At 65.1% G+C, this 22,305-nt stretch carries 23 protein-coding genes; 11 read left to right on the top strand and 12 right to left on the bottom strand.

Going from position 1 to position 22,305, the window contains the following annotated elements:
- Positions 1-199: 199 nt before the first annotated feature.
- Positions 200-763, bottom strand: coding sequence for a cytochrome b/b6 domain-containing protein (locus AABA86_RS12040; protein ID WP_338306891.1), 564 nt, complete (start codon positions 761-763; stop codon positions 200-202).
- Between the two features lie 9 nt (positions 764-772).
- Positions 773-1,048, bottom strand: a complete 276-nt coding sequence (locus AABA86_RS12035; protein WP_338306890.1) for a PepSY domain-containing protein — start codon at positions 1,046-1,048, stop codon at positions 773-775.
- A 187-nt stretch (positions 1,049-1,235) separates the two neighbouring features.
- On the opposite strand from AABA86_RS12035, the gene AABA86_RS12030 reads away from it, so the two are divergent.
- From AABA86_RS12030 to AABA86_RS12020, 3 genes are read left to right on the top strand one after another with little or no spacing between them, the layout of a single operon-like run.
- The gene (locus tag AABA86_RS12030) at positions 1,236-1,508 is read left to right on the top strand and encodes a PepSY domain-containing protein (RefSeq protein WP_338307187.1); all 273 of its coding nucleotides are present in this window, start codon (positions 1,236-1,238) and stop codon (positions 1,506-1,508) included.
- Complete coding sequence (locus tag AABA86_RS12025; RefSeq protein WP_338306888.1) at positions 1,508-2,173, top strand: response regulator transcription factor; 666 nt, start codon at positions 1,508-1,510, stop codon at positions 2,171-2,173. The genes AABA86_RS12030 and AABA86_RS12025 overlap by 1 nt, the downstream gene beginning before the upstream one ends.
- The gene (locus AABA86_RS12020) at positions 2,170-3,573 is read left to right on the top strand and encodes a sensor histidine kinase (RefSeq protein ID WP_338306886.1); all 1,404 of its coding nucleotides are present in this window, start codon (positions 2,170-2,172) and stop codon (positions 3,571-3,573) included. The genes AABA86_RS12025 and AABA86_RS12020 overlap by 4 nt, the downstream gene beginning before the upstream one ends.
- 114 nt (positions 3,574-3,687) lie before the next feature.
- On the opposite strand, the gene ppx is transcribed toward AABA86_RS12020, so the two are convergent.
- The 4 genes from ppx to AABA86_RS12000 all read right to left on the bottom strand — a co-directional run bounded on the left by ppx (position 3,688) and on the right by AABA86_RS12000 (position 8,888).
- Positions 3,688-5,190 carry an exopolyphosphatase gene (gene ppx / locus AABA86_RS12015; RefSeq protein ID WP_212244715.1) on the bottom strand — a complete coding sequence of 501 codons (1,503 nt, stop codon included), beginning with the start codon at positions 5,188-5,190 and terminating at the stop codon, positions 3,688-3,690.
- Between the two features lie 15 nt (positions 5,191-5,205).
- Positions 5,206-7,398 carry an RNA degradosome polyphosphate kinase gene (locus AABA86_RS12010; RefSeq protein ID WP_212245252.1) on the bottom strand — a complete coding sequence of 731 codons (2,193 nt, stop codon included), beginning with the start codon at positions 7,396-7,398 and terminating at the stop codon, positions 5,206-5,208.
- A gap of 158 nt (positions 7,399-7,556) precedes the next feature.
- Complete coding sequence (locus tag AABA86_RS12005; protein ID WP_338306884.1) at positions 7,557-8,234, bottom strand: DnaA ATPase domain-containing protein; 678 nt, start codon at positions 8,232-8,234, stop codon at positions 7,557-7,559.
- A 111-nt stretch (positions 8,235-8,345) separates the two neighbouring features.
- Positions 8,346-8,888, bottom strand: a complete 543-nt coding sequence (locus AABA86_RS12000; protein ID WP_025035876.1) for a CDP-alcohol phosphatidyltransferase family protein — start codon at positions 8,886-8,888, stop codon at positions 8,346-8,348.
- Positions 8,889-9,045: 157 nt separating this feature from the next.
- Between AABA86_RS12000 and purM the strand changes: the two genes are divergently transcribed.
- Positions 9,046-10,119, top strand: a complete 1,074-nt coding sequence (gene purM, locus AABA86_RS11995) for a phosphoribosylformylglycinamidine cyclo-ligase (protein WP_338306882.1) — start codon at positions 9,046-9,048, stop codon at positions 10,117-10,119.
- Positions 10,120-10,133: 14 nt separating this feature from the next.
- Positions 10,134-10,787, top strand: a complete 654-nt coding sequence (gene purN, locus AABA86_RS11990) for a phosphoribosylglycinamide formyltransferase (RefSeq protein ID WP_338306881.1) — start codon at positions 10,134-10,136, stop codon at positions 10,785-10,787.
- 91 nt (positions 10,788-10,878) lie between these two features.
- Here the strand turns inward: purN and AABA86_RS11985 are convergent, their stop codons facing one another.
- Entirely contained in the window at positions 10,879-11,085 is a 207-nt protein-coding gene (locus tag AABA86_RS11985; protein WP_007591938.1) for a cold-shock protein, read from the bottom strand.
- Positions 11,086-11,464: 379 nt separating this feature from the next.
- Between AABA86_RS11985 and AABA86_RS11980 the strand changes: the two genes are divergently transcribed.
- A complete protein-coding gene (locus tag AABA86_RS11980) occupies positions 11,465-12,622 on the top strand; it encodes an autotransporter outer membrane beta-barrel domain-containing protein (protein ID WP_338306879.1) in 1,158 nt (385 codons plus the stop codon).
- 18 nt (positions 12,623-12,640) lie between these two features.
- On the opposite strand, the gene AABA86_RS11975 is transcribed toward AABA86_RS11980, so the two are convergent.
- Entirely contained in the window at positions 12,641-13,681 is a 1,041-nt protein-coding gene (locus AABA86_RS11975) for a LysR family transcriptional regulator (RefSeq protein ID WP_212244692.1), read from the bottom strand.
- Between the two features lie 71 nt (positions 13,682-13,752).
- Here AABA86_RS11975 and AABA86_RS11970 point away from each other — a divergent pair, with 71 nt between their 5' ends.
- The 5 genes from AABA86_RS11970 to AABA86_RS11950 all read left to right on the top strand — a co-directional run bounded on the left by AABA86_RS11970 (position 13,753) and on the right by AABA86_RS11950 (position 17,368).
- A complete protein-coding gene (locus AABA86_RS11970) occupies positions 13,753-14,370 on the top strand; it encodes a hypothetical protein (RefSeq protein ID WP_212244690.1) in 618 nt (205 codons plus the stop codon).
- Positions 14,357-14,977, top strand: coding sequence for a GNAT family N-acetyltransferase (locus tag AABA86_RS11965; RefSeq protein ID WP_028144981.1), 621 nt, complete (start codon positions 14,357-14,359; stop codon positions 14,975-14,977). Before AABA86_RS11970 ends, AABA86_RS11965 begins: the two co-directional genes overlap by 14 nt.
- A 25-nt stretch (positions 14,978-15,002) precedes the next feature.
- Positions 15,003-15,566: an isochorismatase family protein gene (locus AABA86_RS11960; RefSeq protein WP_212244688.1), complete on the top strand. Its 564-nt coding sequence runs from the start codon at positions 15,003-15,005 to the stop codon at positions 15,564-15,566.
- Positions 15,567-15,596: 30 nt separating this feature from the next.
- Positions 15,597-15,767 carry a hypothetical protein gene (locus AABA86_RS11955; RefSeq protein WP_212244686.1) on the top strand — a complete coding sequence of 57 codons (171 nt, stop codon included), beginning with the start codon at positions 15,597-15,599 and terminating at the stop codon, positions 15,765-15,767.
- A 218-nt stretch (positions 15,768-15,985) separates the two neighbouring features.
- Entirely contained in the window at positions 15,986-17,368 is a 1,383-nt protein-coding gene (locus AABA86_RS11950; protein ID WP_338306877.1) for an aspartate aminotransferase family protein, read from the top strand.
- A gap of 180 nt (positions 17,369-17,548) precedes the next feature.
- On the opposite strand, the gene rnd is transcribed toward AABA86_RS11950, so the two are convergent.
- The 4 genes from rnd to AABA86_RS11930 form a co-directional block, all read right to left on the bottom strand.
- Positions 17,549-18,730 carry a ribonuclease D gene (rnd, locus tag AABA86_RS11945; RefSeq protein ID WP_212244682.1) on the bottom strand — a complete coding sequence of 394 codons (1,182 nt, stop codon included), beginning with the start codon at positions 18,728-18,730 and terminating at the stop codon, positions 17,549-17,551.
- 411 nt (positions 18,731-19,141) lie between these two features.
- Positions 19,142-20,476, bottom strand: coding sequence for an ABC transporter substrate-binding protein (locus AABA86_RS11940; protein ID WP_338306876.1), 1,335 nt, complete (start codon positions 20,474-20,476; stop codon positions 19,142-19,144).
- 11 nt (positions 20,477-20,487) lie between these two features.
- Positions 20,488-21,357 (bottom strand): carbohydrate ABC transporter permease, encoded by an 870-nt coding sequence (locus tag AABA86_RS11935; RefSeq protein ID WP_338306874.1) that lies wholly within the window; start codon positions 21,355-21,357, stop codon positions 20,488-20,490.
- Positions 21,354-22,304, bottom strand: coding sequence for a carbohydrate ABC transporter permease (locus AABA86_RS11930; RefSeq protein WP_212244676.1), 951 nt, complete (start codon positions 22,302-22,304; stop codon positions 21,354-21,356). Before AABA86_RS11930 ends, AABA86_RS11935 begins: the two co-directional genes overlap by 4 nt.
- Position 22,305 lies beyond the last annotated feature (1 nt).

Genomic DNA, 22,305 nt, shown 5'->3' with positions numbered 1-22,305 from the left:
AGGAATGTCCCCCACTCACCGGTAAGCGAAGCGCTGATCGATTGCAGATTTCGCTTAACCCACCCGCGCGTTGGTGAGTTGATTTGCCTCAATCGGCTCGAGCGGGCGAGCCGCTTCGGAAGGCGGATTGCCGTCGAAACCAACCGGACTTGCTTCGCATTTGCATCAAGAGAACCTGTCGTATCAGGCCTGGCCACGCTCATGATGGACGCTTCCTCCCGGTGATCATCGCCTTCACCAGGCTCTCGCGGTGCTCGAAGCTCGCCACGAGGACGCCAAGCACATGGACGACGACGAGACCGATCGTGAGGTTGGCGAACGCCTCATGGACCTCTTCCACCCATTTTGCTCCCCAGAAGCTGCCGGTCGTCATCATGTAACCGGTGGCGCAGGTGCCGAGCAGCATGACGATCAGCGCCACGACCATCGTGCCGCCGGCAGGATTGTGGCCGAGATAGCGTGGCGCCCTCAGCAGCGCCACGTCGCGCATGTAGGCGAGCACCGTGCGCGGCGAGCGCACGAAGTCGCTGAAGCGCGCATGGCGCGGCCCCACGAAGCCCCACACGATCCGTAAGCCGAGCAACCCCGCAATCGTGTAGCCGGCGGCGATATGGACATTCTCGATTTCGTCACCGGTCGCATAAGCGAGCAGAAACAACCCGGCCAGCGACCAATGGAATAGGCGCACAAAGGGGTCCCAGACCTTGACGGTGGCCGGCGGCTTCTCGCCGCCGGCCACGATCGCGTCGTGAATGGTGCTCATGGCGGCCTCTTACAGCTGACCGACGATCTGGCCGCTGGTCGGATCGACGAACAATTCGACCCGGCTGCCGGACTTGTCGATGGTGTAGAGTTCGCCACAGGCGTTCTTGAGCTTGGCCTTCTGGACTTTGTAGCCCAGGGCTTCGACCTTGGCCTGCAGTTGCTCGAGCGGCAGCCAGCTTGTCTGCGGCGCTGCGGTGCAGGGGCGCCCGAGGCTGCCGGCATGAGCGGTCGCGGCGGCTGCGAGCAAGGCGGCGGTCGCGGTGAAGATGATGATGTTGCGCATGGTTCTCTCCGGCTTGTGGCGCCCGGCCGCGTCATGCGGCGAGGCGATGGACGGACACTGGCAGACGAGCGCTGACGGCCACCTGTTGATCCACGTCAGCGTTCTGTCAGGTCGATTAGGGCATTCTCTGCGAATGCAACCCGCCAGCTTCCTGGGATTCCTCGCCGTGCCATTGCTGGCAGGCGTCATGCTCGCGCCGGTGCCTGCCGCGGCAGGCGGCCACGATAAAAACGCGCCCGACGCGGTTCGCCGCGCAGTCGAGGCGGGTGAGATCAAGCCGCTCGCCGACATTCTCGCATCCATTCGCGGCAAGCTGCCGGGTGAGGTTGCCGGCGTCGAGATAGAGCGCGAGCGTGGACGCTGGATCTACGAGTTTCGCGTCGTCGACGACAAGGGCCGCCTCTACGAGGTGTACGTCGATGCGCGCAGCGGCGAGATCGAACGCGTCAAGGAGAAGTGATGCGCCTGCTGCTCGTGGAGGACGACCGACGGATCGCGGCCGATGTGGAGAGGGCGTTACAGGCGGCCGGCTATGTGGTCGAGACCGTCCGCAACGGCGAGGAAGCCTGGTTCCGCGGTGATACCGAGGATTACGGCGCCGTCATCCTCGATCTCGGCTTGCCCGGCATGGACGGCCTGGCGGTGCTCAAGCGCTGGCGCGCGAACGGACGCTCGATGCCGGTGCTGATCCTGACGGCGCGCGGCAGCTGGGCCGAGCGCGTCGATGGTATCGACGCGGGCGCCGACGATTACCTGCCCAAGCCGTTCCGCATGGAGGAGCTGCTGGCGCGGCTGCGCTCGATCGTGCGCCGCTCGGCGGGCCATGCCTCCTCACGGATCGTCGCCGGCGACGTCGAACTCGACGAGCGTCAGATGAAGGTGACGTTGCGCGGCGCACCCGTCGCGTTGTCGCCGCTGGAATATCGCCTGATCGCCTTTCTGCTGCACCACCGTGGCCGTGTGGTGTCGCAGCACGAGCTCGACGAAAACGTCTATGGCCACGGCGAGGACCACGAGTCGAACGCGCTCGAGGTGCTGGTCGGCCGGGTGCGCAAGAAGCTCGGCGCCGATCTGATCGAGACCAGGCGCGGCTTCGGCTATCTGATACCGGAGACGACGCCGTGAGCTGGGGCTCGTTGCGGCTGCGACTGGTGGCCGGCGGCGTCGTGGCCATCCTGGTTGCGCTGACCATTGCCGGCGCCGGGCTGACGCTGCTGTTCGAACGCCACGTCACGCGCACGATCGGCAACGACCTCGACATCTATTTGAAGCAGCTCCTCGCGGGTATCGACGTCGATGCCCAGGGCAAGCTGGTGGTGGGCCGGCCGCCGGCGGATCCGCGTTTTGCCGATCCCCTTTCGGGCCTGTACTGGCAGGTATCGGACGACGGCGGTCAGGTGCTGCGTTCGCGTTCGCTGTGGGACACGGCGTTGGACCTGCCGCTGGATGAGCCGTCGCCTCGCGAATTGCACCGTCACGTCATCCCCGGGCCGGCGAACGCGCGGCTCCTGGTCAGTGAACGCCGCGTGCTGCTCACCGTGGGCGACCGCCGCGTTCCGGTGCGCGTCGCGGTGGCGGCCGATCTTGCCCGCGTGTCGGTCGCCGCCTCGCAATTCGCCAGGGATCTGGCGCTGGCGCTCGGCCTGCTGGGGCTGGTGCTGGCGGCGGCCACCTCGATCCAGGTCGGACTGGGCCTACGTCCGCTCGATGCACTTCGCCGCGGCGTCGCCGACGTCCGCTCAGGCCAACGCAAGCATCTCCCCGTCGACGTCCCTGCCGAGGTGAAGCCGCTGGTGGAAGAGATGAACAATCTGATCGACGCCCAGGAAGGCGAGATCGAGCGTTCGCGCAGCCGCGCCGCCGACTTGGCGCATGGGCTGAAGACGCCGCTCGCCGCGCTCGCGGCCGACGTCGCGCTGTTGCGTCAGCGAGGTGAGCAGGACGTTGCCAAGGCCATCGAAGCTGTCGCCGATGCGATGAGCCGTCATGTCGATCGCGAACTGGCACGCGCCCGGGCGCGAGGCACGGCACGACAGCGTGGCGGTATTTCCACGCCGCTCAGACCGCTTGTCGACTCCCTGATACCGACGCTGGCGCGCACGCCTGCTGCGCAGAGGCTTGAATTCAAGGCCTGCATCACGGGCGAGCCGAGCGTGCCGCTCGATCGCACCGATCTGGCCGAAGTGCTGGGCAACCTCCTGGAAAATGCCGCCCGTCACGCCAAGAGCCAGGTGCGCATTGGCGCGGATGCCATTGCGGGCCCGGCGATCACGGTCGAGGACGACGGTCCGGGCATCGCGGCCGCCGAACGTTCGCGCGTGCTCGAACGCGGTGCGAGACTGGATGAGCGCGGCGAGGGCGCCGGCCTCGGCCTCGCGATCGTTCAGGACGTGCTCAGTGCCTATGGATGGCAGCTTGTCCTCACCGATTCCGAGCTCGGCGGACTGAAAGCCGTTATCGCGCCAGGGGCAGCCGCGATCGAACGGCCGCTGCTGGTTGAAGCCCCTAAAGCGCGATGCGATTAGGATGAAACGTCATCGCCCTTCAGGTTGTTGTTTGAGCATGATCTTTTCGGAATACCGCTGCGCCCTTTTCCGGATCATGCCTTAGCCGCTCGCTGGACGCACTGTCCTTGTGTGTCAGCGCCGCACGATCGAGCCGGCGCGGGCGACCAGGCGGGCGAGCGCGCGGAAGCGGCTGCCGACGCGGTCGGCGACGAGGTCGCCGAGACGATGCTCGAACACCAGCATCAGCTTGCGGCCCTGGCTGCGGAAATGGGTGGCCGGCAGCACGCCCGGACGCGCCGCCGAGATCAGATGCGCGACGCGGAACGCAGCGCCCAGGAGGCGCGCGCGTTCGAGCTGCGCCGGCGTCAGCAGCTCCTGCATGGTGACCGGCGGCTGGTTTTCCTCGCTCAGGCCCGCATAGCGATAGAACACCGACAGGCCGACGAAGGCGCGCTCGGTGTGGGTGATCGCGCCGAAATTGCCGTTGACGACGAGGCTCAGCGTCTGCTCGCCGCGGTGATCGGGATGCACGCGCCAGCCGATGTCGGACAGCAGGCACGCGGTGTGGCGCAAGCGGCGGTCCTCCTCGGTCTCGCGCAGCTTCACCACACGCGCGAGGCGGTCGGTCCAGGCGATCAGCTCGTGGGCGTGCTTGGCCGAGCGCGACAGCAGCTGGTTCAGCTCTTCCGCGGCGCAGATCAGGCCGTCCTTGTTGCGTTCCGCCTCCGACAGCTTCTCGTGCAGCAGGCCCTCGCGCACGCCGAAGGTCGAGAACACGATGGTCTTCGGCTTCGCCACCCGGATGATGTGCTCGAGCACCAGCGCCGCATAGGTGAGGAGGGGGCGGCGCGCGTCCGCAACGCTCTCGATGTCGGCGAGCATGTCCGCGGCCGCCAGGCGACGGAGACGACGCGAGAAGTCGAGCGCTTCAGCCGCCGACAGCGAATAACCGTGCATCACCTGGAGCGGATAGCCGCTCTGGATGATGTGAATGCGCGCGAGTGCGCGCCAGGTGCCGCCGACGGCGTAGAAGGTGCGGCCGCTGCCGGCGGTGAGCTGCGGCACCTCGTCGAGCTCCTCGCGCACGATGCGGTCGGCACGCTTGAGCGATTTATGCGCGAGGTCCTGCAGCGCGAGCCCGCCCAGCGGCAGCGTCACGCCGCTGCGCACGCTGTTCTTGCGCACGTCGATCAATTCGAGCGAGCCGCCGCCGAGGTCGCCGACGATGCCGTCGGGATGATGGATGCCGGAGATCACGCCGAGGGCCGACAGCCGCGCCTCGCGCGGGCCCGACAGGATCTCGATCGTCACGGCGCAGATGCGCTCGGCCTTCGCGATGAAATCGGGGCCGTTGGAGGCGTCGCGGCAGGCCGCGGTCGCGATCGCGAACACGCGTCCGACCTGCATCACACGGCACAACGCCCGGAAGCGCCTCAGCGAGGTCAGCGCCTTGTCGACGGCGTCGGGCGCGAGCAGGCCGGTGCTCTGCACCTCGCGTCCGAGGCCGCACAGCGTCTTCTCGTTGAAGATCGGAATGAGGCTCCGCGTCAGCCCCTCGTAGACGACGAGACGGACCGAGTTGGAACCGATATCGATGACCGCGACGCTCGAGCCGCGCTTGCGCGGCCGCTTCACGTCGAACATCCCCGATCAGGATTGATGGCGTTCGTTCCGGCGCGTGAGACGACGCGGCGAGGATTCCTTGAGCGACTTTCCACGGCCAGACAGACTCGGATTTGTCATGAAGTAGTTGTGGACGTTGAAAGGCTCCTCGCCCTTCGCGGTCTTCATACGCGTTGAGGACCCGTCCGGCAACAATTGCCAGCTCTGCTCATTGTCCTTGAGATTCGCGACCATGATCTGTTCGAGAACCTGCTGATGCACCGTTGGATTTTGCAGCGGACACAGCACCTCGACGCGGCGGTCGAGGTTGCGCGGCATCATGTCGGCGGAGGAGATATACACAGCCGCTTTGGCGCTCGGCAGGCCCTGGCCCATGCCGAAGCAGTAGATTCGGCCGTGTTCCAGGAAGCGTCCGATGATCGACTTGACGCGGATGTTCTCGGACAGGCCGGGAATGCCGGGGCGCAGGCAGCAGATACCGCGCACCACGAGCTCGACCTGCACACCGGCCTGGGAAGCCTCGTAGAGCGCGTCGATGATGTCGGGGTCGACCAGCGCATTCATCTTCATCCAGACCGCGCCGTGGCGACCGTGGCGCGCATGCGCCGTCTCGCCCTGGATGTGCTCGATGATGCGCTTGCGCAAGGTCAACGGCGACACCGCCATCTTCTCCAGGTCGCTCGGCGCGGCATAGCCGGTGATGAAATTGAACACGCGCGCGGCGTCGCGGCCGATGGTCGGATCCGAGGTGAAGTAGGAGAGGTCGGTATAGATGCGTGCTGTGACCGGGTGATAGTTGCCGGTGCCGGTATGCACGTAAGTCGTGAGGCTGCCGCCCTCGCGGCGCACCACCATCGAGAGTTTTGCGTGCGTCTTCAGTTCGAGGAAGCCGTAGACGACCTGCACGCCGGCGCGTTCGAGATCGCGGGCCCAGCGGATGTTGGCTTCCTCGTCGAAGCGCGCCTTCAGCTCGATCAACGCCGTGACTGATTTGCCGGCCTCGGCGGCTTCCGCCAGCGCGCGCACGATCGGCGAGTTGTTGGAGGTGCGGTAGAGCGTCTGCTTGATCGCGACGACATCGGGGTCGCGCGTGGCCTGCTGCAGGAACTGCACCACCACGTCGAAGGATTCGTAGGGATGATGGACCACGAGGTCCTTCTGTCGGATCGCGGCAAAGATGTCGCCGCCATGCTCGCGCACGCGCTCAGGGTGGCGCGGTACGTAGGGGGTGAATTCGAGATCGGGCCGGTCGAGGCGGGTGAGCTGAGACAGCTCGTTCATGGCGAGCACGCCGTCGACCAGGAACACCTCGTCGTCGGCGGCCGAGAGCGCGTGTTGAACGAAGCTGCGCAGCTCCTCCGGCATCTTGGCGTCGATCTCGAGCCGGATCACCGACCCGCGGCGGCGGCGCTTGAGCGCGGTCTCGAACAGGCGGACGAGGTCTTCCGCCTCTTCCTCGATTTCGAGCTCGGAGTCGCGGATGATGCGGAAAGCGCCCTGGCCGTGCAGATTGTAGCCGGGGAACAGGCGGTTGATGAACAAGGCGGTCGCCTGCTCCAGCGAGATCAGCCGGACGGCCTTGCCCTCGGTCGGCAGGCGGATGAAGCGGTCGATCTTGCCGGGCATGCGGATCAGCGCGTTCATCTGCTTGCCGTCGGCGGCACGTGTGAGCTGGAGCGCGATGGTGAAGCCGAGGCTCGGGATGAACGGGAAGGGGTGAGCCGGGTCGATCGCCAGCGGGGTCAGCAGCGGGAAGACGTTGCTGAGGAAGTAGTCCTCGATCCAGGTCCGTTCCGCCTTGGTGACCTCCTTGCCCTCGACGAGCACGATGCCGACATCGGCCAGCGTGCCGCGCAGGTCGCGCCAGATCGCCTGCTGGTCGGAGGCGAGCTCGGAGACGGTGCGGTTGATCAGCGCGAGCTGCTCGGATGGCGTCAGGCCGTCGGGGCTGCGTTCGGCAATGCCCTCGCGCACCTGGGCCTTGATGCCGGCGACGCGGACCATGAAGAACTCGTCAAGGTTATTCGCCGAAATCGACAGGAATCGCACCCGCTCCAGCATGGGGTGGCTGGGATTGACCGATTCCTCCAGAACGCGGCGGTTGAAATGCAGCCAGGAGAGCTCGCGGTTGATGAATCGCTCGGGACTCGATGCGATCGCCGGCAGACTCTCGGTCTCTGGGGCTTTTTCTTTAGTTTCAACGGCTTGCGCAGAGTCCATCAGAAGTCGGTCCATCCAGTTCGCCCCAATTTGCGACTTATGCGCAAAACCGGCCGGAGCATGTGTTAGAGCGATGACGTTTCGATGACATTGATGTTCCGCCGCTTCGCCGCGTCAAGCGGGCTTGGCGTGGGTCTGGAGGCGGCCGCGGAGGCCGATCAGGCGTCGCGGAGCAGCTCGGCGGCCAGCGCCCGGGTGACCGGGCGGCCGAGCCTGAGGGCTTCGCTGTCGAGCAGTTCCACGGCCTGGCGGGCGGCGGCCGAGGACCGTTCCAGGCGGGTGGCGAGGTAGCCGACCACGCTCTCGTCCACGGTGAGCTGGCGGTCGGCGCAGAATTTGACGATCAGGCCGCGGAAGAGCTGGTCGTCGGGCGGCAGCAGCGCGACGACCGGAACGGCGCGCAGACGCGAGCGCAGGTCGCGAAGCTCGATCTCCAGCGAGGCGGGCACCTCGCGTCCCGTGAACAGGACGTAGGCGCCATCCTCGCGGGCGAGGTTCATCAGATGGAAGAGGGCGCGTTCGTCAAATTCCCTGGCCTTGAGATCCTCGACCACCAGCGCGCCGGTGGCGAGCGCGCCCGGAACGCCCGCGGCGGTCAGCGCATTGGCGGTGGTGGAGCGGGCGCCGGCTTCCTCGGCCCAGATCGCGGCGAGATGGCTCTTGCCGCTTCCTTCCGGGCCGGCCAGCCACATGATCCGGTTCGGCCATTCCGGCCAGCTGTCGATCAGGCCGAGCCCGGCCGCGTTGGCAGGGCCTTCGAGGAAATTGTCCCGGCTGAGGCTCTCCGCATGCGGAAGCGAAAACGCCAATTGTCGGGGGTGAACGCGGCCTGGCACGCTTGCTTTGCTCCATGCCGGCGGGCCGGCGTCATTTGAAGAGATCGGACATATCGAGCGGGAGTTGGCCTTTTGCGGGGCCGCATCGCCTCTCATTTGGCCTCGATCGTGCTACTTGGCCTCGATCGTGCTCATGTGCCGCAGCCACTCCACCAGATAGAGCGACACCGAGGAGAGCGTGAAGACCGTGACGAGGCCCATCAGGATGATATCATAAGGGGCCGGCTTGAAGCCGAAGGCAAGCGCCGCCAGCACCAGTGCCGCGAACGCCACTTGTGCCACGGTGTTGAGCTTGGACACCTTCGACGGCTTCATCTCGACGGGCCGGTCGAACAGCCAGGACACGATCACCGCGGCGACGATCATGATGTCGCGCGAGACCACCAGGATCACGATCCAGCGCGGAATTGCGCCCCAGATGCCGAGCGCCATGTAGATCGAGACCAGCAGCGCCTTGTCCGCGAGCGGGTCGAGCAGGGCGCCGAGCTCGCTCGTCATGTTGAAGCGCTTGGCCAGGAAGCCGTCGACGGCATCGCTGATACCGGCGATCAGGAAGACGGCGAACGCCACCTCCATTTGGCTCGACACGATGGCCCAGACGATGATCGGGACCAGCATGATGCGGCCCAGGGTAATGATGTTCGGAATACTCACGAAAGCGCTTCCCGGCACCCGGTCTGACCTCGAATCCGGCCTCTCGGGAGGCTGAACCGGTTGATATCTCTACATAGTATAAGGCGGGGCGCCATGCGAGCCATTGCGCGTCCCCGGAATTCGACGTAACCAGCCGCAAACCCATTGGAAATCGGGCATGACCGACCGCAAAAACGGCCTCACTTACGCCGATTCAGGCGTCGATATCGATGCGGGCAACCGCCTGGTCGACCTGATCAAGCCGATGGTGCGCGCCACCGCACGGCCCGGCGCCGACGCCGAGATCGGCGGCTTCGGCGGCCTGTTCGACCTCAAGGCGGCCGGTTTCAAGGACCCTGTCCTCGTGGCCGCGACCGACGGCGTCGGCACCAAGGTCAAGATCGCGATCGAGACCAGGCTGCACGGCGGGATCGGCATCGACCTCGTCGCCATGAGTGTCAACGACCTCGTGGTGCAGGGCGCCGAGCCGCTGTTCTTCCTGGACTATTTCGCCTGCGGCAAGCTCGACCCGGAGGCGACGGCCTCGATCGTCGCGGGCGTCGCCGAAGGCTGCCGCGAATCCGGCTGCGCCCTGATCGGCGGCGAGACAGCCGAGATGCCCGGCCTGTACAGGGATGGCGATTACGACCTCGGCGGCTTTGCCGTCGGTGCTGCGGAGCGGGGCACGCTGCTGCCGCGCAAGGACATCGCGGCCGGCGATGCCGTGATCGGCCTCGCCTCGTCGGGGGTGCACTCCAACGGCTTCTCGCTGGTGCGCAAGATCGTGGAACAATCAGGCCTCGGCTTCGAGGCGCCGGCGCCTTTTTCTCCCGTGATGACCCTTGGCGGCGCGCTGCTGACGCCGACGAAGCTCTACGTCAAATCCTGCCTGCGCGCGATCCGCGAGACCGGCGCGGTGAAGGGGCTCGCCCACATCACCGGCGGCGGCTTCACCGACAACATTCCCCGCGTGCTGCCGAACAACCTCGGCGTCGGCATTGACCTTGCCCGCCTGCCGGTGCTGCCGGTGTTCAAATGGTTGGCGGCGCAAGCCGGCATCGCCGAGCTGGAGATGCTGCGCACGTTCAATTGCGGCATCGGCATGATCGCGATCGTCGAGCCTGACAAGGTCGATCAGGTCGTGCAGGTCTTCACCGACGCCGGCGAGACCGTGGCGCAGCTCGGCACCGTGATCCCGGCCGAGGGCGAGCACCGCGTCGTCTACAACGGCCATCTCGACATGGCACTGTAATGACTGGCGCTGTGATGAAGCGCCGTGTCGCCATCCTGATCTCCGGCCGCGGCTCCAACATGTCCGCGCTGATCAGGGCCGCCACCGCTGCGGATTTCCCCGCCGAGATCTCGCTCGTCATCTCGAACAAGGCCGATGCGCTCGGCCTTGAACGGGCCAAGGTAAGCGGCGTGAACACGCTAGTGATCGAGAGCAAGCCGTTCGGCAAGGACCGCGCCGGTTTCGAGAAGGTGCTGCAGGCGGCGCTCGACCAGCACGGCATCGAGCTGATTTGTCTGGGCGGCTTCATGCGCCTGTTCACGGCCGAGTTCACCAGGGCGTGGTACGGGCGGATGCTCAACATCCACCCCTCGCTGCTGCCGTCGTTCCCCGGCCTCGACCCTCACGGCCAGGCCTTGCGCGCCGGCGTAAAACTGTCCGGCGCGACGGTGCACTTCGTGATCCCCGAGACCGATGCCGGCCCGATCGTGATGCAGGGCGCGGTTCCCGTCAGCGATCACGACACGGGCGATACGCTGTCGGAGCGCATCCTCGAAGTCGAGCACCGCATCTATCCGGAAGCGTTGCGGCTGCTGGCCACCGGCAAGGTCCGGATCGAGGGTGATGTGTGCAGGACGGCGGGAAGCGGGCCGTCGGAGAATTTCCTGGTGGCGCCGGTGGTGAGCTGAAGCGCCGTCCTCGCTGCGGCCGTCACAAACAAAATCCCCCGGCAGAGCCGGGGGCAACGTCATGATCTCTCGCGCTTTGGCTTGAGAGATATCAGGAGACCTTGAGGTTCTCCGCGGATGCTTTGCCGCGGTTCTCCACGAGGTCGTATTCAACCACCTGGTTTTCGTTGAGGGTCGAGAGTCCGGCACGCTCGACGGCGGAGATGTGGACGAACACGTCCTTGTCGCTGCCGTTCGGCTTGATGAACCCATAGCCCTTGGTCGGGTTGAACCATTTGACGGTGCCCTTTTGCGGCATCGCTAGTCTCCTCCACTAGATATAAAAAAGACGCGGCCGCTTTTCGCGTGCCACGCCACAAACGGGCTTCCGGGAGTCTGTTCGAGTCTTGAGTCTCAATGTCGCGAAACGCACAGCCGAGCGGCCAATTCCGATTGTGTCCAACATTGCAACATGAAAATCGCCCGTTAGCAAGCTGCGCCTAAATTTCAAGACCGAGGCGGGCATGGCGGTCTGCTATTTGCGACCTGTGGCCGTGGAACCACAATCGAGGGCAATCGCCCCTGTCTCAGCGCTCCAACCGGTTGACGCTCCGTGGCAGTTCAGCACAAATCGCCCCATGCGGCCGCGCGTCGTGTTGTATTTTTGCGCGTCGCGCTTTGCTTTGGGATGAGTCGTCATGTGCTGCACCGCGCAGCTCTCCGGGACACGGCAGATGATCGGGCAGGGCCGCGTTCGCAGGATCGCGGCATCGGTCACGATGGCGCTTGCGCTGGTGCTGGCTGTGACGATCTCGGCGGCGACGCCCGGGTTCGCGCAGACCCCGACACCGGCTGCGTCTCCGACGCCCACACCGTCGCCGACCCCGGTGTCGACGTCGATCGCCTATGATCGCTCGGCCGGCAACAGCGCGCTCGATCTCGGCTCGAATTTCCTGGAGCGGCTCGGCAACCAGGCATCGAACGGTTTCAACCGGGCGTTCCGGACCAATCCCGGCGGCGGCGGCGCGGCGGCCAGCACCGAGGATCCGCGCTACCGCACCTGGTTCGAGGGCTACGGCATCTCGGTCCGGACCGATCCGCAAGGCGACTTCGTCGGCGATAGGCGCAAGACTGTTGGCGGCGTCGCCGGCTTTGGCGCGCGCGTGGCCCCCGGCGTCAATCTCGGCTTCTCCGTCGACCAGAGTCACACCGACATCGACGTGCCGCTGGCGCTGCAGTCGGCGACCCTCGACCTGACGCAGATCGGCTTCAACGGCTCAGTCGACAAGGGGCCGTGGACCTGGGCCTTTGCCGTGGTGCACGGCTTCGGCAAGGTCCGTTCCAGCCGCGACACTGGCCTTGGCCTTGCGACCGCGAGCTATCGCGCCGCGGTCGACGGCGCGTTGACCGAGATCAGCTATTACTGGACCAAGGACCAGATGCGCATCGTGCCCAAGGGCGCGCTGGAATATGTGCGCGCCACCAGCGCGGCGTTCCAGGAGGCCGGCGGCCTCGACCCGCTCAACGTCGGTTCGACGGCGCTCTCCCGCGCACGCATCATGATCGGGGCCGAGATCGGCCGCTACTTCATCATCGACCAGAAGATTCTGGATCTGTCCGCCTACGGCAAGTTCGTCGACAATTTCCATCAGGATCTGGGATCGGTCCAGGTCAGCCTCGGCGCCCAGAACATCGTCGTTCCCGGCATCGGCGAGAGCCGTTACGGCATGGATGCCGGTGCTTCGGCTTCGCTCAGCCTGACCAGCGTGGCGCGGCTTTACGTCAATTACGACGGCAAGTTCCGTAATGAGCTGACCTCGCACCAGGGCACTGTCGGCTTCGAATATAGATGGTGAGCTGAAGCTCGCCCGCGCCTAGGTCGGCGTCGCCGCGACATATCCCGTCAGCCCAAAGCCCTCGCGTGCAGCCGTCATCATCGGCACCAGCGCGTTCGGATGGATGAACTCGTCACGGAAGCAGGGATAGGTCTTGGGATCAAAGATCTTCTTCAGCCAGTCGACCACGATCTTGTGGCGCTCGGAGGTTCGGAACTCCTTGTGATAGGTGAGCCAGAGGTCAGCGTGGTGGCTGACGCCGAGATCGACGGCGATCAGCGGCGCGCCGAGCGCGATCGAGACCGTCGGCAGGAAGCCGATGCCGGCGCCGCGCTCGACGGCATAGAGCACGCCGACCGAGGAATTGGTCTTGATCCCGACGATGCCCTCGAGCGACTTTAGCCCGAGCACGCGCGCGTAGGCGCCGTCGTCGACCTGCGGCGCGCTCTGCTTGATGATGCGGTGGTTCTTCAGGTCGGCCAGGGTAGCCGGCACGCCATAGAGATCTTCGTATTCCTTGGAGACGAAGGGATAGATGTGCAGGCGGCCGAGCTTGGCGACGATCAGGTCGGGATTGGTCGGAGGCTCGAGCTGGATCGCGACGTCCGATTCAAGCCGCGCGACGTCGGCCTGCTCCATCGCGCAGCGCAAATCGACGGTGATCTTGCGGTACGTCTTCTGGAAGTCGATCAGTCGCGGCAGGATCCAGAAATTGCCCGGGCCTTCGGTCACCGCGACGCGCACGGTGCCAGATGTGTCGTTCGACGACCGCGAGGCGCGCCGGAAGACGTTGAAGGCATGACGCTCCATATGCGCAACGTCGGCGATCATCGCGGTGCCTTCATCGCTGAGCGTGAGTCCGCTCTGGTCGCGCAGGAACAGCTTGCAGCCGATGCCCTCTTCGAGCCGGTCGATCCGGCGCATCAGCGTCGTGGAGGTGAGCCCAAGCTCCTCGGCGGCATTGCGAAAACTTTTATATTTTGCGCACGCTAAAAACAGTTTCAAATCGTCCCAGGACGCATCCAGGGCTTCTTCACGGTGCTGCATCATCGCAGCACCCCGGTGCAATAACTGCTGCATACTCCTGATCCCCAGCCGCTAAGCTCATCGGCATAGCGGGGCACGAAAGCCCCGGACGATAGAGGCGCGATATGGCTATGGAAAGGGGCTCGTTTGCCGCAAGGCATGATTTCGATGCCTTGCCGCTGAGCCCGGATGTGGATGTCCGCTGCGCGCAATTTTCCGAAATTGCCGCGCTTTCGCAGATGGCGCACCGGCTGGTGCCGGGCGTGCAAATCGGGACAGCCGAGCTTGCGCATTATTTCACGTTCGATCCTCAGAGCATCCTGACGTTCAGCAGGAAGGGCCAACTCGTCGGCGGTATGGCTTTCCTGTTCCTCAATGACCGCGGGCACGATGCGCTGCTGCTCGACGAGATCTGCCTCACCGCGCCCGAGACGCGCTATCTCGCTTCCGCGAAGGAAGAGGTCGCTGCCATCTACATCTGGGCGATCGCGGCGACGGGGCGCGGTATCGCCGGTCTCGGCAAGGCTGCAGCGCATCTGCGACAGCTAAGGTTCCGCAGCGCCGATTGCTATGCGCAGCCGTCAACGGTGGCCGGACGCGACATCATGAAGGCGACCGGCTTTGCGCCGGTCCCGAGCTTCCAGCCCGACCTCTGGTGCTACGAGCGGCCCTGGCATCGCCAGCCGCTGCGCATGTCGGGCGCGATCATCCAAGCAAGGAGTTTTGCAGATGCACGGTACTAGGATTCCTGTCGCCAAGCCCTGTTCCCGCGCCATCACCATCCGCCTTGCGCGCGATCCAAGCGATCTCATGCTGGTCACCGCCATTCGCTCGGCGGTCTATCTCGCCGAGCAGGATTGTCCGTTCGAGGAGGAGTTCGACGGCAACGACATGGTCGCCGCCCATTTCATCGGCTTCGTCGGCAACGAGCCCGCAGGCTGCCTGCGGGTGCGCTTCTTCGGCGATTTCGCCAAGGTGGAGCGGCTTGCGGTGCGTCACCAATACCGGCGCTCGCGCGTCTCGTTCAAGTTGGTGCAGGCCAGCGTCGACTATGTGAAGCGCAAGGGCTTCCGCAAGATCTACGGCCAGGCGCAGGACAGGCTGGTCGATTTCTGGGCCCATTTCGGCGCCAAGCCGCTCGGCCATAATCGCAAGGTCACCTTCTCGGATTTTTCCTACACGGAAATGCTGCTGGAGATCGAGCCGGGCCCGGACGCGATCACGCTGGACAGCGATCCTTACGTGATCATCCGCCCCGAAGGCGATTGGGACCGGCCGGGCGTGCTCGACGCCTCGGCGGGGCGGGCGGTGACCTCACCGCTGCGGGATCTCGCGCTCGCCGACCGTTGAAATTGGTGCAGCTCTGCGCAAGACAATGCTGGCTTCCATCCACGATGATCCGCCGATCCTGGTCTGCGCGGATCTGCAGGTCGAGTATCTGACCCCCGGGCGCCGCCACGTCATCCTCGACGGCGACGCCGTGACGACGCGCTGCCTGGAACTCCTGACGTTGTGGCGCGGCAATCTCTGGCCGGTGATGCATCTGAAGCGCATCGCGCAGGCGGCCTGGTTCAATCCGGCATCGAGGCTGACCGATTGGATCGCTGAGACGAAGCCGCGGCCCGGAGAGATGACGTTCGAGCATCCGTTGCCGTCTGCCTACAGCTCGTCGCGTTTTGTGGACTTCATGTCCAATATCCGCACTGTGCGTTGCATTTTGATCGGTTTTTCCCTGGACGAGACGATCCTGGCCACCGCCGTTGATGGGTTTCACCGCAGCCATCGCTACCAGGTCGTCGCTGACGCCGTGGCTTGCCGGCAGCCGGGTACGGGCGATGCCGCCGCCTATAAGCATGCGGTAGTGAATGTCATCGGGAATTTTGCTACAATCCAGTCCAGCGCCGAACTGATCAGAACCAGCGGCGCCGTTGCGGTGTAGGCGGCCGCGACCGGCGGATGGGGTGAGAGATTGTCACGGGGAGACGAGCTCAAGGAGCTGGCGAGCGATCTGTCGCGTGCGGCCGAGAGGGCGCGCAGGCTTGGTTTGCCGACGACGGTCTATCTGCTCTCGATGGCGCTGGTGGAGGTGAGGGAAGCCGCTGCCGGCACTGACGACGGGCATGACGACGACGCAGCGTGAGAGCTGCTCCACGTGCTGCTTCGTCATGAGCGGATTTGCCACGAGCGGATTTGTCATGTGCAGCTTTGTCGCGTGCAGCTTTGTGCATCGCTGCTGAGCGCTTGCTGCCGACGAATTGGCGTTGCAAGTCTTGCGCTGTCGCAATAGCCAAGTAACTTGATCATCGAGTGATGACGCTGGCTGTGCCTGCGACGTGACGCTTTCAAGGATCTTCGCAAATGTCCATGCTGCCCAATTCGCAAGAGGCCCGGGATGTGGCCTATCAGCTCCATCCGTACACCAATGCGCGCACCCATCAGCAGGCCGGTCCCCTGGTGATCGAGCGCGGCGAGGGTCCCTACGTCTTCGATGCGTCGGGCAAGCGCTATTTCGAGGCGATGGCCGGCCTGTGGAGCGTCGGGCTCGGCTTCAACGAGAAGCGGCTGGTCGAGGCCGCGCACAAGCAGATGCTGGCGCTGCCGTTCTATCACACGTTCTCCGCCAAATCGCACGGGCCCTCGATCGACCTCGCCGAGAAGCTGGTCGCGCTCGCGCCTGTGCCGATGAGCAAGGTGTTCTTCACCAATTCCGGCTCGGAAGCCAATGACACCGTGCTGAAGCTGATCGCCTACCGCTCCAACGCGCTCGGCCAGCCCCAGCGCAAGAAGGTGATCAGCCGGATGCGCGCCTATCACGGCGTCACCATCGCCTCGGCGAGCCTGACGGGCCTGCCGAACAACCACCGCTCGTTCGATCTGCCGCTGCCGAACATCCTGCACACGGGTTCGCCGCATTTCTACAAGGACGGCGCGCCCGGCGAGACCGAGGAAGCCTTTGCGACGCGCCGGGCCGAGGAGCTCGACGCGCTGATCCAGAAGGAGGGGCCCGATACGATCGCGGCGTTCTTCGGCGAGCCGGTGATGGGCGCGGGCGGCGTGATCGTGCCCCCGGCGACCTATTGGGACAAGATTCAGGCGGTCTTGAAGAAATATGACATCCTGCTGGTCGCCGACGAGGTGATCTGCGGCTTCGGCCGCACCGGCAAGATGTTCGGCTGCGAGACCTACGGCATCAAGCCTGACGTGCTCGTGGTCTCCAAGCAGATCACCTCGAGCTATTTCCCGTTCTCGGCGATCATCATGAACGACCGCATGTTCGAGCCGATCGCGGACGAGAGCAACAAGATCGGCGTGCTCGGCCACGGCTTCACCGCGGGCGGTCATCCCGTCGGTTCGGCGGTTGCGCTGGAAAACCTCAAGATCATCGAGGAGCGCGGCCTGGTCGCGCATGCCGCCGAGCTCGGCGCTTACATGCAGGGCCGCTTACGCGAGCTTGCCAGCCATCCGCTGGTCGGCGAGGTCCGCGGCGTCGGCATGATCGCTGCGATCGAGCTCGTGCTCGACAAGGGACGCAAGACCGCAGCCGCGACGCCGGGAGCCGTCGGCGGCATCGCCAGCCGCATGCTCCAGGAGCGCGGCGTGATCTCGCGCAACATGCTGGACGCCATTGCCATCTGCCCGCCGCTGATCGTCACCAAGGCGCAGATCGACGACCTCGTCGCCGCGATCTCTGGCGTGCTGAACGACATGAAGGCGGAAGTGGCCAAGCTGACGCCGGCGTAAGCTCTTGTCTGGGCGCTCAATCTAACACCGTCACCCTGAGGTGGCCGCTTCTTCAGCGGCCCTCGAAGGGCGACGGCCCGGCTCTCTCGGAGCGGCGGCAGTGGGGCCGCTCATCCTTCGAGGCTCCGCGCGCGGTGCGTTGCACCGCACGCCTCGCACCTCAGGATGACGGGCTAACGGCTATTTCGCGTCGGCGGTTCGGGAGCTAACCGTCTCCGCCCGCTGCACCCCGATCACGCGGCCTTTCTCGACCGCCAGCGCCAGCTCGCCGCGCTTGAGCTTCAGGGCGGCTTCGCCGAACAGCTCGCGGCGCCAGCCGCGCAGAGCGGGGACGTCGGCCTCGTCGTCGGCTGCGATCTCTTCGAGATCGTCGACGGTCGCGATCACTTTGCTGGCCACAGCATGCCGCTCGGCGGTCATGCGCAGCAGCACCTTCAACAGCTCGACGATGGCGGCGCCGTTGTTGTTGTTGCGCGGCTTCTCCAGCTTCGGCAGCGTGGCAGGATCGCGCGCCAGTCCGCGGGTGACCGCGGCGACGATGTCCGCGCCCCATTTGGATTTCTCAAAGCCCTTCGGCACCGAGCGCAAGTTTGCGAGCTTCTCCAGCGTGTTCGGCGCATGGGTGGCGATATCGCTGACGGCCTCGTCGCGCAGCACGCGGCCGCGCGGCACGTCGCGGCTCTGCGCCTCCTGCTCGCGCCAGGCCGCGACCTCCATCAGGACCGCGAGATCCTTCGGCTTGCGCACGCGCGTCTTCAGCCGCTCCCAGGCGCGCTCGGGGTGGAAGTCGTAGGTCTTGGGCGAGGTCAGGACCTCCATCTCGATGGAGACCCATTCGCTGCGGCGGCGCTTCTTCAAATCGGCATCGAGCGCCGCGAACACGTCACGCAAATGCGTGACGTCGGACACGGCGTAGTGCATCTGCTCCTTGGTCAGCGGCCGGCGCGACCAGTCGGTGAAGCGGTGGGTCTTGTCGGGGCGGTGGCCGGTGACCTTCTCGACCAGCGCGTCGTAGGCGATGCTGTCGCCGTAACCGAGCACCATCGCGGCAACTTGGGTGTCGAACACCGGGTGCGGGATGATGTTGGCCTGGTGCCAGATGATCTCGATGTCCTGGCGGGCGGCGTGGAAGACCTTCAGCACGGCCTCGTTGGCCATCAGCTCGAAGAACGGCTTGAGGTCGATGCCCTGAGCCAAGGTGTCGATGACAATCGCTTCCTCGGCGCTGGCCATCTGCACCACGCATAGCAGCGGGTAGTAGGTGGTCTCGCGCAGGAACTCGGTATCGACGGTAATGACGGGGTGCTTGGCCAGCCGGCTGCAGGCAGCCGCGAGGTCAGCGGTGGTGGTAATCAAATCCATGAACGACCCATGACACGTGATATCAGCCGTTCTGCCGAAAGTGCTGTGATGTCAAGGGGCTCGATGCGAATTCGAGCCTTGCATTTGGGCCGGAATCGCTTTTTCCGACGAGAATCCTATTCGTAGCGGACCCGGTGCGAGGATTTGCGGGCACAGGGCAACGCCACCACGACCACGCACATGGCGACCAAAGCCAATCCCAGGAACTCGAAAACCAACAGATCCACGGCGAAATCTCCAGAAACATTGATAGATTTGTCGGGGGTGCGTTGAGGGTCTGTTAATTGCGATGGTTACCGGCGGTGCGGGCCGCCGGATGGTGGACGGGGGGTTAATACGGGCGGCCGCCTAGAACGAAATCGGCGCCCCGCATGACGGAGCGCCGATGGTCGTTGGCCGATGCAGCGATCCTTACGGCAGCTTCAGCGATGTCTCCGCGTTGTACGGCTTCAGCGTCTCGTCCGCGGCCTTCTGGGCGGCGACCAGCGCCTCTTTCGGCTGCTTCTTGCCGTTGAGGACCAGCATCACCTCGTCCTCCAGCGTCTTGCGCACCGGGACGGTCTTGTAGGTCGCAAACCAGGGCTTTGCGACGTCGAGCTGCTCGACGGCGGTCTTGGCATCCGGGTTCTTGCTCAGGAAGTCGACCATGTCAGGCGTCTTGTAGGCGGCCATGTTGGGCGCGAAATAGCCGGTGGCGCGGCTCCACCAGCCGCTCTTCTCGGGCGAGGTCATCCACTTGATCAGCGTCCAGGCAGCCTTCTGCTTGTCGGCCTCGAGCCCGGCCGGAATGATCAGCGAGGCGCCGCCGATCGGCACGGCGTTGCGGACGTTGCGCGGGATGAAGGCGACCTTGTAGGCGAACTTGGCGTTGTCGCGCACGTAAGTGAGCGAGCCCGTGGACAGCATCATCATCGCGGCGTTGCCGGAGATGAAGGAGGTGCTGACGGCAGGGCCGGGCGTGGCGCCGGGCGCGTGGACCTTGTGCTTGGTGACGAGGTCGTTCCACCAGGTGAGCGCGCCGAGCATCGAGGGCGTGTCGTAATAGACCTCGCCGCCGAACTCCTCGTTGTAGTAGCGCCCGCCATTGCTCATGGTGAGCGTTTCCATCATCCAGCCGCAATAGTCATACGCGCAGGGAATCGTGATGCCCCATTGGGTCACCTTGTCGCCCTCGCGCTTGGTGAGCTTCTTGGCCCAGTCGGTGAGCTCGACCCAGGTCTGCGGCGGCTTGTTTGGATCGAGGCCGGCTTCCTTGGCCTTGTCGGCGTTGATGTAGAGCAGCGGCGTCGAATTGTGGAACGGCACGCCGTAGACCGAGCGGTCGATCACCGCGTTGCCCTGCAGCGCGGGGAAGAACTGGCCGAGGAACTGCTCCTTGGTGGTGCCGTCGGCCTTGATCAGGGCATCGAGATTGGTGAGCTCGTTCTCGATCTGCATGTCGAGCAGGAAGTTGGCCGACATGATCACGGCGGACGGCGGCTTGCCGGCCTTGATCGCGGCGCGCGTCTTGATCAGCGTGTCGTCATAGGAGCCGGTGTAGACCGCGGTCGCCTTGACGTCCGCATGGGTCTCGTTGAACTCCTTGATCAAGGTGCCCATGTCGCGGGCGAGCTTACCGTCGACGGGGACGGGGAAGAACAGATCGATCTCGGTCGGGCCTTCGCCGGCGAGGGCCGGAAAGGCGAGGGCGCCTGCCATGGTACCTGCCATGGCGAGGCCCAGCATGAGCCTGCGGGAAAACAGCATCGAAGAATCTCCTATTTGATGCCTGAGGTGACGAAAGAGCTGATGAAGCGCTTCTGGAAGATCAGGAAGGTGATGAGCAGCGGCGCGATCACCATCAGCGTGCCGGCGGCGATGGTGCCCCAGGCCTGCGTGCCTTCGGCGGTCTTGGTGAAGACCGAGAGCCCGACCGTGAGCGGTCGCTTGTCAGGCGAGTTGATCACCATCAGCGGCCACAGGAAGTCGTTCCAGTGGCTGGTCACCGAGATGATGGCGAAGGCCGAGAAGCTCGGCACCGACAGCGGCACGTAGATGTGGCGAATGCGCTGGAACAGGCTGGCGCCGTCGATCAGGGCGGCGTCTTCGAGCTCGGTCGGAATCGCTTCGAACGCCTGCCGCATCAGGAACGTGCCGAAGGCGGAGGCGAAGAACGGCATCATCACGCCGGTGAGCGTGTCGTAAAGCCCGAGCTGCGCCACGAGGCTGAGGTTCGGCACGATCAGCAGCACCGGCACCAGCATCAGCTGCATCAGGAACAGATAGAAGATCAGCGTCTTGCCGACGAAGGCAAGGCGCGCGAAGGCAAAGCCCGCCAGCGTGATCGTGACGAACTGCACCAGCAAAATGCCGGCGCAGATGATCGTGGTGTTGAGCGTGTAGCGCGGGAAATCGCCGATCTCCCAGGCATCTCTGACGTTGTCGAGCGTCGGCTTCAGGCTCGGCATCAGCTCGGCCATGGCGTTGATGCCGTCGGAGGCCGGGCGCAGCGTCGCTACGACCATCCAGAGGAACGGGATGAGCCAGACGATCGCGAGCAGCACGGTCAGCAGGAAGCCGAGCTTTGGCGTGATCTCGCCTCTCGTGGCGAGCGGGGCGTCCCTGAACAGGCGGTCGATCAGATTCATGGCCCGCCCTCGCGGTTTGCCATGGTGCGGAAGGAGAGCGCGGTGAGGCCCATCAGCGCGGCGAGCGTCAGCAATGTCGCGGCCGAGGCCTTGCCGACGTCGTAATGCTCGACCGCCTGCTGGTAGATGTAGAACAGCACGAGGTTGGTCGAGTTCGACGGTCCGCCCTGGGTCATGACGAAGACGTGGTCGACCTGCGTCACCGCGTTGAGGATCGCGATGACGGTAACGAACAGGAAGGTGGGCTTGAGCTCCGGCAGGATGATGTGGCGCAGGCGCATGTAAGGCCCGGCGCCGTCGAGATGTGCGGCCTCCATCACGTCCTCGGGCACGGCCTGGAGGCCGGCGAGGAAGAACAGCATGTAGTAGCCGGCGTTCTTCCAGATCGTGATGACCATGATCGCGTAAAGCGCGATATCGGGGTCGCCGAGCCAGTTCGGCAGCACCGGAAGCAAGCGGCCGATGTAGTAGTCGAGCAGGCCGACATTGGGCAGGAAGATGAACATGAACAGCGCGGAGGCTGCGACCATCGGGATCAGCACCGGCAGGAACAGCGCCGCGCGCAGCGCGCTGCTCACGGCGTTGGTGCGCGACAGCGCCAGGGCGAACAGCAGTGCGAGGCCGATGCTCGGGATCGCCGTGCCGACTGCATAGATCAGGTTGTTGACGACGGCGCCGGAGAAGGCGGGATCGGCCAGCACCGCTGCGACGTTGTCGAGACCGACGAAGCGGACCGGCGCCTTCGGCGTGGCGCGCTGGTAGAGCGCATCGACGAGCACGCGGCCCATCGCGCCGTAGGTGAACAGCGCGAGGAAGACCAGCGAGGGCAGCAACAGCAGATAGGCGGGCAGCGAAGCTTTGAAGCGCGTGCCGAGGCGCTTCAGGACGTCCAGGCGCGGCGCCGCCGAGGTCGCGACCGGAAGAGCCGCGGGTTCGGCGAGGCTCATC

This window comes from Bradyrhizobium sp. TM233 (genome assembly GCF_036247965.1).
Lineage (GTDB): Bacteria > Pseudomonadota > Alphaproteobacteria > Rhizobiales > Xanthobacteraceae > Bradyrhizobium > Bradyrhizobium ottawaense.
This window is presented reverse-complemented; position numbering and strand designations above follow the sequence as displayed.